This is a genomic window from Paenibacillus sp. 7541 (assembly GCF_002276395.1).
Taxonomy (GTDB): Bacteria; Bacillota; Bacilli; order Paenibacillales; family Paenibacillaceae; genus Paenibacillus_AQ; species Paenibacillus_AQ campinasensis.
This window is the reverse complement of the sequence record NZ_NQLZ01000011.1, coordinates 150,635-164,275: the sequence shown is the minus strand read 5'-3', so window position 1 is coordinate 164,275 and position 13,641 is coordinate 150,635. Positions and strand designations below refer to the sequence as shown.

Annotated in this window: 11 protein-coding genes; 3 read left to right on the top strand and 8 right to left on the bottom strand. The window is 55.0% G+C overall.

Going from position 1 to position 13,641, the window contains the following annotated elements:
- Positions 1-171: 171 nt before the first annotated feature.
- Both CHH75_RS06750 and CHH75_RS06745 read right to left on the bottom strand, forming a co-directional pair.
- The gene (locus CHH75_RS06750; protein WP_095397812.1) at positions 172-1,377 is read right to left on the bottom strand and encodes an SLC45 family MFS transporter; all 1,206 of its coding nucleotides are present in this window, start codon (positions 1,375-1,377) and stop codon (positions 172-174) included.
- Between the two features lie 4 nt (positions 1,378-1,381).
- Complete coding sequence (locus tag CHH75_RS06745) at positions 1,382-2,119, bottom strand: glycerophosphodiester phosphodiesterase (protein WP_095397811.1); 738 nt, start codon at positions 2,117-2,119, stop codon at positions 1,382-1,384.
- Positions 2,120-2,469: 350 nt separating this feature from the next.
- On the opposite strand from CHH75_RS06745, the gene CHH75_RS06740 reads away from it, so the two are divergent.
- The 3 genes from CHH75_RS06740 to CHH75_RS06730 are packed head-to-tail and all read left to right on the top strand — an operon-like array spanning position 2,470 to position 5,173.
- A complete protein-coding gene (locus CHH75_RS06740) occupies positions 2,470-3,600 on the top strand; it encodes an ABC transporter ATP-binding protein (protein ID WP_095397810.1) in 1,131 nt (376 codons plus the stop codon).
- A complete protein-coding gene (locus tag CHH75_RS06735; RefSeq protein ID WP_095265821.1) occupies positions 3,597-4,253 on the top strand; it encodes an ABC transporter permease in 657 nt (218 codons plus the stop codon). The genes CHH75_RS06740 and CHH75_RS06735 overlap by 4 nt, the downstream gene beginning before the upstream one ends.
- 14 nt (positions 4,254-4,267) lie before the next feature.
- Positions 4,268-5,173, top strand: coding sequence for a glycine betaine ABC transporter substrate-binding protein (locus CHH75_RS06730; protein WP_095265822.1), 906 nt, complete (start codon positions 4,268-4,270; stop codon positions 5,171-5,173).
- A gap of 44 nt (positions 5,174-5,217) precedes the next feature.
- Here CHH75_RS06730 and CHH75_RS06725 read toward each other — a convergent pair whose 3' ends face one another.
- The 6 genes from CHH75_RS06725 to CHH75_RS06700 all read right to left on the bottom strand — a co-directional run bounded on the left by CHH75_RS06725 (position 5,218) and on the right by CHH75_RS06700 (position 13,622).
- The gene (locus CHH75_RS06725) at positions 5,218-6,834 is read right to left on the bottom strand and encodes a response regulator (protein WP_095397809.1); all 1,617 of its coding nucleotides are present in this window, start codon (positions 6,832-6,834) and stop codon (positions 5,218-5,220) included.
- A 97-nt stretch (positions 6,835-6,931) separates the two neighbouring features.
- Positions 6,932-8,707, bottom strand: coding sequence for a cache domain-containing sensor histidine kinase (locus CHH75_RS06720; protein ID WP_255222982.1), 1,776 nt, complete (start codon positions 8,705-8,707; stop codon positions 6,932-6,934).
- 19 nt (positions 8,708-8,726) lie between these two features.
- Positions 8,727-10,034 (bottom strand): ABC transporter substrate-binding protein, encoded by a 1,308-nt coding sequence (locus CHH75_RS06715; RefSeq protein WP_095397808.1) that lies wholly within the window; start codon positions 10,032-10,034, stop codon positions 8,727-8,729.
- A gap of 74 nt (positions 10,035-10,108) precedes the next feature.
- Positions 10,109-11,836 carry a family 43 glycosylhydrolase gene (locus CHH75_RS06710; RefSeq protein WP_095397807.1) on the bottom strand — a complete coding sequence of 576 codons (1,728 nt, stop codon included), beginning with the start codon at positions 11,834-11,836 and terminating at the stop codon, positions 10,109-10,111.
- 54 nt (positions 11,837-11,890) lie between these two features.
- Positions 11,891-12,724 (bottom strand): carbohydrate ABC transporter permease, encoded by an 834-nt coding sequence (locus CHH75_RS06705; RefSeq protein WP_095265826.1) that lies wholly within the window; start codon positions 12,722-12,724, stop codon positions 11,891-11,893.
- Between the two features lies 1 nt (position 12,725).
- Positions 12,726-13,622: a carbohydrate ABC transporter permease gene (locus CHH75_RS06700; protein ID WP_244908198.1), complete on the bottom strand. Its 897-nt coding sequence runs from the start codon at positions 13,620-13,622 to the stop codon at positions 12,726-12,728.
- Positions 13,623-13,641: the final 19 nt, after the last annotated feature.

The window sequence follows — 13,641 nt, the reverse complement described above, 5'->3', positions numbered from 1 at the left end:
GGCAAAAAGACATGGGGGCAACGCTTTAGCATGATGACAAGCAGTCGCACCGCTCGTTTCTCTCCCCCTCCTCTCGCAGACAACAAAAAAAGCCGAAGACAGCGAGCCCGGTGTCGGGGCTGTCTTCGACCATGACGCGGATATAAATGGACTGGAATCCCTCCTCCGAGTCTAGGAGAGCTGGGCAGAACTATCGTGCTGAAGGTCCGTCGCGCCTGTCTCGGTATGCCGGATCATCATCATGCAGATGAGCGCCAGCAGCATGCTGCCGGCCGCCGAGTAGAACAGGACGGAGTAGCCCGCGCTGTCAATCAGCCAGCCCAACAGCGGCGGGGAGGAAATTGCCGCCAGCGAGGAGACCAGGTAATACAGACCGGTTCGGGTTCCGATGCTTTCCTCCGAGCCTGTAGACACAACAAAAGGATAGGAGTTAATGTTGATGCAGGCCCAGAATATGCCTCCGATCGCCAAGGTTGCCCGCAGCACAATCAGGGACTCCACCACTGGCACAAGCGAGAAGACGATCAGAAGGCCGCAAATGCCGGTCAGAATCATCCGTTTTTTGCCCAGCTTGGCGCCAAGCCAGCCGCTTGGAATGGCAAACAGCACAAAGGCCAGCGAGAAGAAGGTCAAGGAGAATGAAGCCTCGGCTTCGGTCAGACCCATCTCGTTTTTGCCATACAATGTGAACAGGGTCTCTACACCCTGATAAGCTACAAACCAGAAAAAGATCGCGGCCAGCAGCAACACCGTGGTACGGTTCAGCTGGTTTCTGAACGAAGTGGCGGATGGAGACGGCTCTTCAACATAGGTGTGTGCGTCCCGCTTCTCCTGAATAAACTTCAACAGAATAAACAGGGAGATCAGGGTAACGGCCGCAGCGGCGATAAACGGCAGCGACTCATGGGTGTTGTACAGCATGGAGCCTGCAGCAAACGCCAGAATCGCCCCTACCCCGCCCATAAAATTAATGATGCCGTTCGCCCGCGTGCGGCGACGTTCCTCGGTAATGTCCGGCATCAGCGATATCGTTGGCGAACGATACAAGCTCATGGACAGATTCATCAGCACCATGAAAATCAGCAGGGTGGCCAGGCTGGTGTGAAACGGAAGAATAGCGGTAAACAGCGCGCCCAGCGGCATGCCGATCAACAGATACGGCATTCTTCTGCCGAGCCGCGTGCGCGTTCTGTCGCTCCTACGACCGATCCATGGCTGCAGGAACAAGGCAAAATAATTGTCAATCGTCATGAAAAATCCGATCCAGGCCACACTGGATATGTACTTTTCCAAAAAAAACGGAACGAATGCATTGTACAGCGCCCAAGTGATGCTAATGCTAAAAAAGCCAAATCCCAGCAGCCAGGTCTTCTTCACATGCTCACACTCCCTTGGCCTGCAGCAATCCCGCCAGGACATCCGGATGATCCGTGATAATGCCTGCAACACCGGCATCAATCAGCGCTTTCATCTCTTCCTCGCTGTTCACTGTGAACGGGTGGTAGACGATGCCATGCGCCCGCGCCTCAGCCACCCATTCCGGACGAACAGCCAGACGATAGGCATGCAGCGCATCCGCCTTGACCGTTTGTGCATAGTCCCACGGATTATACAGCCCTTCCATATAGAGAATCCCGGTGCGAATCTCAGCGTCAATCTGCTTGCAGGCTGCCAGCGAGAAATGATTGAAGCTGGAGATGACCACTTGCCCGGACATCTTGAAGCGATGCACCGTCTCGATAACCTGCTGTTCGAGTCCGGCATATGGAACCACGCCATTCTTCAGCTCAATGTTCACCACAGTGCCTGTGCTGCTGGTCAGTTCGAGCAGCTCATCCAGCAAAGGCAGCTTCTCGCCGCGAAATGCCTCTCCGAACCATGAGCCTGCATCCAGTCCGGACAGTTCCGCATACGTATAATCCTTCACCAGTCCCTCGGCACCGGTCGTCCGCTTCAGCGTCTCGTCATGGATCAGGACGAGCTTTCCGTCCTTCGTCATTTGCACATCGGTTTCGATTCCCGTTGCTCCAAGCGCCAGCGCCTTCTCAAAAGCCGCCATTGTATTTTCCGGACAAGCGGCAGAAGCGCCGCGATGAGCGAAATTAATAATAGGTGTCATGAGCTTTTTCCTCCCGATCTTTAATATTCTTCTCTACTATATCTTCCATTTGTTAAGGCTATGTTATCGCTACGGAACCTATTCGACATTCCGCTGTTCTTTCGCCTCTATTTATGCGAGCGTTTTCTTTACAGTGCAGCAGGCCGAAGGCAGCCCTCGGCATTCAGAGCCCGGACAAGCATAAATCGTCTCATTGGAGGACACAGTAAACATATTCCGTTTCAAAACGCTCGCTTTGGGACAATAGAAAAAAGATAGCTAACTGTCTTCAGCTGATTGCTGAAGACTTTTGCTCTTTACCGTCTTAAAACAGCTCAAGACACATAGAAGGGAATTATGGAGGGGTGTTCATGATCAAATTTGAGAACGTCAGCAAAACCTATCCGGATGGGTTCAATGCTGTCAAAGAGCTGAATTTTGAAATTCAGTCAGGGGAGTTTCTGGTTCTTATCGGCCCGAGCGGCTGCGGCAAAACGACCACAATGAAAATGATCAACCGGCTTGTTCCTCATACCGGAGGGACCATTACGATCCACGGTAAGGACATTCGCAAAACCGACCCGGTGGAGCTGCGCAGAAGCATCGGCTATGTCATTCAGCAAACCGGACTTTTCCCGCACTATACACTGGAGCAAAATGTCGGGCTGGTGCCGGATCTGAAAGGCTGGGATAAGCAGAAACGAAAACGGCGGGTCTATGAGCTGCTCGACATGGTCGGCCTTGACCCGGACATCTATGCTTCCCGCTATCCGAAAGAGCTGTCTGGCGGGCAGCAGCAGCGCGTCGGTGTGGCCAGGGCGCTCGCGGCCGATCCGGAAATTATACTGATGGATGAGCCGTTTGGCGCGCTGGACCCGATCACGAGGGAGCAACTTCAGGACGAGGTGCTCCGGCTGCAGCAGGAGATGAAGAAAACGATCGTGTTTGTCACGCATGATATGGATGAAGCGCTCAAGATGGGCGACCGGATCGGTGTGATGAAATCAGGCACGATGCTGCAGCTGGATTCGCCGGAGAAGCTGCTGCGCGAGCCTGGACACGGGTTCGTGGAAGAATTTATCGGGAAGAATCGGGTCTACCAGAACCCGACCTTCATTCCTGTAAAAGAAGTGATGCGCACCAACCCGGCAACCGTGGCCATCACCCGCTCGCCGCTGCGTGCGATCACCTTTATGCGCCAGCGAAAAACCGACACGCTGCTGGTCGTCGATGAACACGGCGTTCTGCAAGGACTGGTATCCGCCTATGATCTGCAGGCCAACATCGATACCGCTTCAACCGTCCAAGAAATCATGAAGCCTGTGCAGATTACGCTCCCTGACACCGCAACAGCCAAGGACGCGCTCATTTCGGTTACGGATGCGCCCTTCGGCATCATTCCGGTCGTGGACAGCCGCGGCAGAGTCGTTGGTGTCGTCACAAGAGGAACACTGATTTCCACCTTTGCAAGTCACTGGGCAGGAGGAGGCGAAGAAGCATGATGACATTATCGATCTGGGAACAATTCGGCAGACAGTTCAGCCTGCGCTGGGGAGAGCTGCTTGTGTCGATCGGAGAACATATCCAGCTGGTGCTGCTCTCCATGATCATTGCGATATTGATCGGTGTGCCAGCTGGCATATTGGTTACCCGTTTCTCCGCACTGCGGTCGTGGATCATCGGCGGGGCAAGCGTTCTTCAAACGATTCCCAGTCTGGCACTGCTCGGGTTCATGATTCCGATTCTCGGCATCGGGACAAAAACGGCGGTGGCCGCACTGTTCCTGTACTCCCTGCTGCCCATTATTCGCAATACGTACACCGGCATCAAGGATGTTGACCCTTCGGTCATCGAAGCGGCCAGAGGGATGGGACTAACCGGAAGACAGGTGCTGTTCCGGGTGCAGCTGCCGCTGGCCATGTCCGTGATCCTCGCCGGCATTCGCACGGCCACGGTAATCAACGTCGGTACGGCAACGCTGGCCGCCTTTATCGGCGCCGGGGGATTGGGTAACTTTATATTCCTTGGCATCACGCGCAACATCGATGCCCTGATCCTGCTCGGCGCGCTTCCGGCTGCTGTGCTGGCGCTGCTGCTTGACTATCTGCTGGGTCTGCTTGAACGGTGGACAACCCCGCGGGGACTGAAGGTATGAGGAGGCTGACTGTGATGGGAAAACGGAATTTCGCGCTGGCCTTCATGCTAGCGCTTCCCCTCCTGCTGAGCAGCTGCACGAATCCGCAAGCACAGACGGGGAATACCGGGCCCGCCGACCTGGTGATCGGCTCCAAAAACTTTACCGAAAACATTATTCTGGCGCACATGATGGCCGATCTGATCGAGGACCGAACCGGACTAACGGTCAGACGGACGGTGAATCTGGGCGGCTCCAGCGTCACCTGGAAGGCACTCCTGAACAACGACATCCAGCTCTATCCGGAGTATACCGGAACCATTGTGGCCAACTACTATCTCGAAGAGACAGGCACCGCCGAGGAAACGCTTGAGCGGACCAAAACGTTGCTGGCACAGGACAATCTCGAATTTCTGGAGCCCCTTGGCTTCAACAACTCCTACGCGCTGGCTGTGACGCCGGAGACCGCCGAGCAATACAATCTGAGAACGTTCAGCGATCTGGCAAAGGTATCCGCTGAGCTTGAGCTCGGGGCGGAATTCGAGTTCACGGACCGGCCGGATACCTATCCCGGTCTAAGAGATCTGTACAATATGCACTTCAAGCGGGTCAAGGGCATGGACCAAGGCATTAAATATCGCCTCATTGCCCAGAACGATCTGGATGTGGCCAGCGCCTATACAACAGACGGCCAGATCAAAGTGATCAATCTGGTTATTCTGGAGGATGACAAAGGATTCTTCCCTCCTTATCATGCCGGCCCTGTCGTGCGCGACGATCTTCTGGCCAGGTACCCGGAAATCCGCGATGCGCTCAATGAGCTGGGCGGAAAGATCAGCGAGGAAGACATGCAGGAACTGAACGCCCGGGTGGATGAGGGCTATCGCGAGGATATCGTGGCCCGGGACTTCTTGATTGAAATCGGCCTCCTCCAGAAATGAGGAGGCTGTTTTTCTTGTGTGGGTGGACGTCTTGAGCGCAGCAGTTACACCTTGTGCTGCTGGCGGATGCGCTCGCGGTACTCTTTTGGCGTTACGCCCGTTTCATTTTTAAATACGCGGTTGAAGTGACGGATATTGGAGAAGCCTGTAGACTCGGCAATGCTTGCGATCTTCTCGTCCGTGGAAGCCAGCCGTTTCTTGGCGTCCTCGATTCGCAGCTCTGTCATATGCTCGATAAAGGTCTTCCCGACCCGCTGCTTGAAAAGCGTGCTGAAATAGGCAGGGTTCAAATACACCCGGTCTGCAATCTCGGTCAACGTGACCGGCTCGCTGTAATGGCGCCTCATGTAGCGCAGCGCCAGCGAAATCGGATCGCTCTCCAGCTGCTTGCTCCCCGCAGCGATGACGGCCGCCAGATTGCCAAACAGCTGTCGGCACTGCTCCATTAGCTCTGTCCGAGAGCTGATCGAGCAAATCTCGATCAACAGGGCGCGAATATCCCGCCCGCCGAGCCAGGCCTTGGCGATGCCCAAATCCTCGGACAATTCGTAATAATGGATCAGCAGCTTGCAGATTTGCTGATGCACAAGCTCCGGAGTCGGGGCCTGCTCGCACAGCTCAAGCACAACCGAGTCAACCAGTTCGTGGATGCCATGCAGCCTGCCTTCATTGATCGCCTGCTCAAGCGCTTCCCAGGACCACTTCCGCCGCTCGGATCTAAGAAATTGCTGCTGCACCGCCTGCTCATACACAAGCACCTTGTCACCACCTACGACCAGCCGGTACAGAAGGGCGACCTGCGCCTCCCGAAACGTGGACAGCATCGATTCAAACCCTTTCACCGGGCGCCCGATCCCGATTGTAACCGTCAGGTTGGACAGTGACTTGATCTGCCGGCGCACGGATTCCGCCATGTCCAGCAAGCGTTTCTCCCCGCCCTCGCCATAGGGCAAGTTAATGAGGGCTGCCACCTCGGAGTCGGAGAACACAAAGCTGAACCCCTTCATCCGCAGATCGATCATTTCCTGTACAAACTGCTGAATATACAGCTGGAACAGGGACGGATCCGTCTTGCGATAACGATCATCATCCACGGAGTCCTTATCTAGCTTAATGACCATGCAATTGAAGAATGGCTCATTCAGCTCGATCCCGATCTGGCTTAGCAGATCCAGATGAGCCTGCTGGACACTGCCTCGCATAATCCCCGCCACTAAATAGGCCGCCGCCTTCTGGCGCAGCTCCTGCCCTTCGAACGGCAGTTCCTGCTGCTGTTCACTCTGCCTCGATTGCCAGTCCCGCTTCAATCCGTCCAGCACCCGCAGCAGCTCCTCGCGCTCCACCGGCTTCATCAAATAATCGCGCGCTCCGCTGCGCATCGATTGCCGGGCGTAGGAGAAATCCTCATATCCGCTGATGACAACCACCTGCAGCTCAGGGAAACGCTCGCGTGCAATGTGCTGCAGCTGCAGCCCATCCATGCGCGGCATGCGAATGTCCGTCAACACCACGTCCGGACGATGCTTCTCCAGCAGCTCTAACGCTTCATAGCCGTCGCGGGCGTCAGCCACGATGTCCCAATCCCCGCCGGAATCGGCGATCATCGCTCTGAGCCCCCTCCGAAAAATAGCTTCGTCATCCACAATCATGATCGTTGGCATTCGGCTGACCTTCCTTCCCTCAAATGATATCTGGCAGATAGAATGGAATCGCTTGTGCGGCGGAGCGGCGTGCGGCGTACGGCTAGTTAGTGAACGATCACTCCGTATGACGCTGTGCCGGCAATGTGATGATCACCTTCACTCCCTGGTACGGCATGCTCTCCAGCGTTAGGCCGTAAGCTTCCCCATAATGCAGCACAATCCGGCGATGCACATTCAGCAATCCGTTGCCTGACTGTCCGCCCAGCTCCTTGGAATGCAGCATCCGTTCCCGGAGCGAATCAAGCTCCTCCTTAGTCAAACCAATGCCGTCGTCCTCAACGATAATGGTGAGCGTATTCGCATCGACCACGGCCCGAAGCTCGATACGCCCGCTGCCAATGCCCTTATCGATGCCGTGATTGATCGCGTTCTCCACAATCGGCTGAATCATCAGCGGGATGACCAGCAGATCCAGGGACTCGTCCGGCACTTGCTGCGTGTAGTGAATCCGCTCCTCGTAGCGGATTTTCTGAATGCTCATATAACCGCCGACATGAATCAGTTCATCGCGCAAGGTTACCCGCTCTTTGCGGTTGCTCAGACTGTAGCGGAGCAGCCGCCCCAAATTGTTGGACATCGTCACAATCTCGCGATTGCCCGCCACTTCAGCCAGCATGCTGATCGAGCCCAGCGTGTTGTAGAGGAAATGCGGATTAATCTGGCTCTGGAGGGCGGCAATTTGCGCATCCTTCTCCCGTATCTCCGTCTCATAGAGCAAATATCCAAGCTTGCTCAGCTTCGACACCATCATATTAAAGGCATGGCCGAGGCGGCCCACCTCATCCTCGGAATGCACGGGAAACTGGACGAGCAGCTCTCCCTGCTCCACCTTGCGCATGAGCCGGCTAAGCTTGCGCAGCGGCCGCGTGATGCGGTATGCAACGATAACTGAAACCGCTATCGCCAGCCCGATGCATACCAGCATCGCCAAAGCGATGGAATTGCGCACAATGAGGCTGTCCTTCATCAGCTCTTTGATGGGCACAGCACTAATCGTGGTCCATCCGGTCACCTCGGAGGTAACATAAGCGACAAGCCGCTTCTCATTTCCTTTCCCGCTGCCCTGGAGCACGCCTTGCCCGCTTAGTGCGCCGAGCTCCAGCACAGGCTGCGAGTCATCGCGCCGGATGACAGCCTGACCCTGGCCGTCCACGATATACATCATTTCGTGAGCGCTCGTCTCCGCCTGCTGCAGCAGCTTGCGCACACTGACAGGATCAATGTCAATGACGATGTACCCTAACGTGCGCCCGGTATCAAAGCTGCGCAGCTCGCGGGCGATGGAAAATACCTGATAGGGCGTGCCGCTCGTGGAGACAACCTCATGCGTCGTTATGAAGGTAGGCTGACCGAAGCGGCTGCGCGCCTGCTTCAGCCAATCGGCGCTTTCGTCCAGCCTGTACGTGGTGATGTATTGGCTCTCGGGCAGGACCACATAGGAAGCGCCCTTCTCGCCGTACAGAGATACGCCCATAATATCCAGGCGGCCATTGATGAATATGGAGGAGACAAAGCGATTCAGACTTTCGATTTCCTCCAGCGACAACGGCTGTCCGGGCTCACGGGGAGATGAAATAAAGTCCATAATTTCCTTGTACGAATACGGGGTCAGCGTGAGCCGGTCAAGCTCGTTCATATAGGTGTCGATATTCAGCGAGACTTGCCTGAGTGTCTGCAATTGATAGCTCCCGACATTCTTCTCCATGGCATGCTGGAAGCTGGCGAAGGTGTAGACGCCCATGGCGGCCAGCGGAACAAGAATGAGCAGACAGTTGATCCATATGAGCTTGCGGGCAAGCTCCTGGTTTCTAAACGCGCGCGCGGGTTTCATGAACAGCCTCATCATCTGCCTATTCCTCCAGCGCGACATCAACTTTCAGTTGTGCCTGCATCAGCGTTTCTTCCGGTGTCTGCTTGTCGTAGATCATCCGCTCGAACTCCGTAATCAGAATCTCGATCATCGACCACTGCTTCGGGTGGCGCGGCCAATAAACCACATGATCGGCTGCCGCCGCATAATCGTTGCGGTATTCAAGCTGGTGGAACGCCTCGCTCTCCACCACCTTGGTCATGCTGGGCACATGCCCTGCCTGCGCCCACAGCTCGCCGTTCTCCACCATCCATTTGGAGAAGATCATCGCAGCACGTCTTTTCTCATCCGTCATGTTGTGCTTTTTCGGTATGGCAAGAGAATGGGAATCCCCCCACTGTGCAGGACGATCATACAAAACCGGCACGGTGACGACACCGAGCTCCACCTCGGGCGATTTCTCAAATGCTCCTGTTCCCCACATGCCGAGAAATAGGACCGCCGCCTTGCCGTCATAGAACAACTTGAATGAGTCGTTGATATTGGGGCCTATGAGACCATCCTTATATAAACCATGAATATAAGAAAGCGCTTGCAATCCCTGCGGGTTATTAAACGCGGCTTCGCCTTGCTCATTGTAGAAAATACCGCCCTCGTCCATCTGATTGTACAGGCTCCACCACAGCCAGACCGAGTCAATCCGGGTGCTCGGCATCGCCATCGGGGTCACATCGGCCGGAACCGCTTCTCGAATCTGCTCCAGGAACTGGCGAAAGCCCTCCTCCCCCGGTTCAATTCGGGGCTTGCCTGTCGCCTCATCAAGCACGCCTGCCCGCCGCAGATGCTGCTTGTTGTAATACATGACAAGCGCATGCGTATCGAGCGGCACGGCATAGGACTGGCCGTTATACTCCGTGGACTCGCGGATGTTCGAATTCAACTGGTTCAGATCGAGTCCGATCTGTTCTGCGGCCGCCGTCACCTCTTCAATGTAACCGTTCTGTACGAACTGCGGCATGCTCGTCGTATGGATAATTGCGATATCCGGCGCGTTGCCCGACAAAATCGCGGTGCGCAAGCGAGTATAATAATCATCCAGCCGCGAGTTGGTCTGTACGACCATGATCTCGCTTTGCTCCTTGTTGAATCGCTCGACCATTTCGGTCATGAATTGATTGTCGCCTCCGCTAAACGGCGTCCAGTAATCCAGTCGCACCGCTTCCCTGCGCGGCTGAGGCGCGGGCTGCTCCTCACTCTCGCCTGCGCAGCCCGCCAGCGCTCCAGCCAGCAGCAGCACTGCCGCCGCCTTCGCCCATCTACTCGCCCATCCCAATCTGTCTCGTGCCACGCTGAAGAGTCCCCCTCGTCAGGATGCTTATCCCGCATCTTCGATCTATTCGATATCCCTTGCTATTATGCTTCCTATCTTAATATATCGATATAGTCAATCGCGAGAGATTCGTTCAATTTGTCGATGACGATTTCGTTCGCCCCTTGGCGAAGCTTCACATTGACCGTTACCGTCGTAAACTGTCTGTCGCTAGAGGGTATTGCTGCGCGTGCAGCCTGCTTGCCGCTTAGCTTGATCTCAAGCGTCTCCTCCGACGCCGAGCGGTTCGAAGCGGCGATGCGCAGCTGATATTCGCCTGCTTGCGGCACGATGACATTCGCAAACTTCACTGCGCCCGTGCCCTCACCTGCGCCGGATGCGATCCCTCCGCCCGAAGCAAACGGGTTGCTTTCTGCCCATGCCCCGCCTTCTGCTTGACCATACTCCGCTTCATAGCGCGTCAGCTCCATCGCCTCTATAGTCGTGCCTTCAGGCGCTTGAATCCCCAGTGTGTTCATGCCTGCTTCCAGCGGAACGCTAACCCACGCATAGCCAGCTTCGCCGCCTTCAACAAGAGGCAGCTCCAGCCTGCTCTTCTCCTCACCATTGACGTCCAGGATCACTTCATCTCCGCCTCCGCTGTAATGCAGCAGAACCGGCATTTCTCCCTGAACGGTTGATGGAATAAGGTCAAATAGCAGCTTCCCTTCCTCCATCACAGCATATTCCGCGCGATAGACTCCCTCCCCGGACGGCACTTCAATGGCCGTATCCAGCGACAACGGCTGGCCAAATACCGGCATCCCCTGCTCATCCCAGGATACTTTCTGCGCTCTGGCCTTCCGATTGCTCCAGCCATCGTGAACGCCGCTTGTGGCGTGGTATACAATCCAGGTTTCGCTTCCGTCCGGTGAGCTGGTGAACGAGTTATGTCCCGGACCGTATACTTCAGCCTCCTCGTCCATAACCATAAGCGGCTGTTCCAGCTTCGTCCAGTCGTCCGGCTGGAGCGGATCTCCGCCCTCCTTCAAGGTCAGCAAGCCAATGCTGTAAAACGGAGTCCAGCTGCCTGCGCCGGAATACGCGATAAACAAGCGGCCTTGATGCTTCAGAATCGCCTGGCCCTCCTGTATATACGGCGGGCCGCCTGCCCGCTCCCAATCCAGCGTCGGCTCGCTCAGCAGCACGCGCGGGCCGCTGATCGTCAGCGGATCGCTCATCGGGGCAATATACGTATTCTGGCTGATGTTGATGTCGCCTTCCCAGCCTGACCATACGAAGTAAAGCTGATCCTCGTGCTCCATCACAAGCCCGTCAATCGCCCATTGGTCGCTGCCATCGTCGATTTTGCCGCGGAATTCGTACTCCCCGAGCGGATCGTCGCTGAGCGCCTCCAGCGCATACATCCGGTGATTCTCATTCTGTCCGTCATCAGCTGCAAAGTAGATATACCATTTCCCCTGTATGTATTGCAGCTCCGGAGCCCATAGGTTCGCGGAGTACATCGTGCCAATCGGCGGATACCATACCACCTTGCGCTCGGCCTGACGGAAATCGATCGTGCGCGATTTCATGACCATAATGTCAGCCCCGTTATGGGTAAACGTCATATAATAGTAACCATCCTTATAGACAACACTCGGGTCCGGTGTATCCATGTCTACAATGGTGTTTTTGAATGTACCGCCATGACCGGCATAGGCTGTCATATTCCCTTCACTCCCATCCTGCTTGTTTCCTGCTACGAGCCATACGATCAGGACGATCATGGCAAAGGCAGCCCCGAGAGCCGCCAATGGATAAGCGATTTTTTTGTTCATGCAGTCATCTCCCTTTCTCCGCTCCCCCTATCCGAGGGTACATCGCTGCTGGTTCTATTTGACCGCTGATTGCGTAATAGCTTTCACAAAAGAGCGCTGGCCAGCGATGAAAATAATGAGCACCGGCAAGGTCGCAATCGTTGTCATCGCCATCAGCTTGCCATAAGCCTGCGTATAGCTGCCCTGCGACATCAACGCAATCCCGGCTGTAATCGTGCGCATCTCTGGCGAAGTGGTAGCATAAAGCGGCCATACGAAATCGTTATAAATGCCCATAAACGTAAAGATCCCAAGAGTAACCATAATCGATACGGACGCCGGCAGCAATATCCGCGCGTAAATCTGCCACTTGTTTGCACCGTCAATGCGCGCTGCCTCTTCAATTTCCTTCGGGAAGGAGATGAAGAACTGGTACAGCAAAAACACACCGAACGCACCGGCGGTATACGGCAGCACCAGCGCAGCGTACGTATTGATCAATCCGAGTCCGTTGAACTCCATGTACATCGGCAGGAACGTCAGCACCCCGGGAATCATCAAGGACGCGATGAACATCGAGAACAACGTTTTGCGAAACGGCATATCGCTCAAGCGGGCAAGCGCATACGCTGCCATCGAATCGATCAGCAGCACAATGGCCGTGCCGATCATGCCGACCGACAGGGAGTTCATGATCCAGCGCATGATTGGCACATTCATCAGATCTCCGTTCAAGCCTTGAATGTAGTTATCCAGCGTCGGTTTTTTCGGAATGAAATTCATCTGTCCGGCAAGCGCCTCAAAGTCGTTTTTCAAGGAGGTTGACAGCATCCAGATTAAAGGGAGCAGAAATACAGCGGCCAATAGGACAGCCAGTGCAACCAGCATGGTTTGGCGCAGTTTGTTCATGTTAGTTCCCCTCCTTGCGTCCATAGGTCAGTCGATATTGCACCACAGAGATGACCATAATGATCAGCGCCATCATAATCGCCATCGCTGACGCTGAGCCAACCTCTTTGCGAATAAAGGCATGATCCAGCACATTCATGAGCAGCACCCGGGTCGTGTCCCCAGGACCTCCGCGAGTCAGCAGGAACGGCTGCGCATAGATATTGAAGGAGGCAATCGTTGAAGTGATCATCACAAACAGCATGACAGGCCGGATCGAAGGCAATGTAATATGCCTGAATTTGCTCCATGCATTGGCCCCGTCAATCGAAGCAGCTTCATAATAATCCTCCGGCACCTCATTAAGCGCATTAATAAAAATAATCATATTAAAGCCGATGGTCCACCACAGTGTCGTGGCAATCAGGGAAATCCATACCCACGGCGTATCGGTCAGCCACGGAATGGACGCAATGCCGAGCTGCTGCAGCATACTGTTCAGAAAACCAGCATTGGTATCAAACATCATCAGCCAGATGACCGCCATAACCGAAGCCGAAATCGCATAAGGCATAAAATAAAACGTACGGAACAGCCCCCTGATTCTACGCGGCAGTGCGTTGACGAGCAGCGCAATGCCCAGTCCGACCAAGATCAGCAGCGGCACCGAGAACAGCACGAATTGAATCGTCACCCACAGTCCGTTGAAGAACAAGGCATTCTCATAGGTTCCCGAAGTAAAGATCGCAATATAATTGCTTAGTCCGACAAACGGATGCTCCTGCGACAGCAGCTCGAAATCATGCAGGCTGATGTAAATGCCATAGCCTATCGGAAACAGCATAAATGCCGCAAAGCACAGCGTGTATGGCAAAGCAAACAGCGAGGAGCTTAACCGGGACTTCCAGGTTGTTTTCACACGTATAACCCCCTACAAC

Coding starts and splice junctions, on each gene's coding strand:
- CHH75_RS06730 (WP_095265822.1), top strand. CDS start 4,268: ATGGGAAAACGGAATTTCGCGCTGGCCTTCATGCTAGCGCTTCCCCTC.
- CHH75_RS06745 (WP_095397811.1), bottom strand. CDS start 2,119: ATGACACCTATTATTAATTTCGCTCATCGCGGCGCTTCTGCCGCTTGT.
- CHH75_RS06710 (WP_095397807.1), bottom strand. CDS start 11,836: ATGAACAAAAAAATCGCTTATCCATTGGCGGCTCTCGGGGCTGCCTTT.
- CHH75_RS06725 (WP_095397809.1), bottom strand. CDS start 6,834: ATGCCAACGATCATGATTGTGGATGACGAAGCTATTTTTCGGAGGGGG.
- CHH75_RS06720 (WP_255222982.1), bottom strand. CDS start 8,707: ATGAAACCCGCGCGCGCGTTTAGAAACCAGGAGCTTGCCCGCAAGCTC.
- CHH75_RS06740 (WP_095397810.1), top strand. CDS start 2,470: ATGATCAAATTTGAGAACGTCAGCAAAACCTATCCGGATGGGTTCAAT.
- CHH75_RS06705 (WP_095265826.1), bottom strand. CDS start 12,724: ATGAACAAACTGCGCCAAACCATGCTGGTTGCACTGGCTGTCCTATTG.
- CHH75_RS06735 (WP_095265821.1), top strand. CDS start 3,597: ATGATGACATTATCGATCTGGGAACAATTCGGCAGACAGTTCAGCCTG.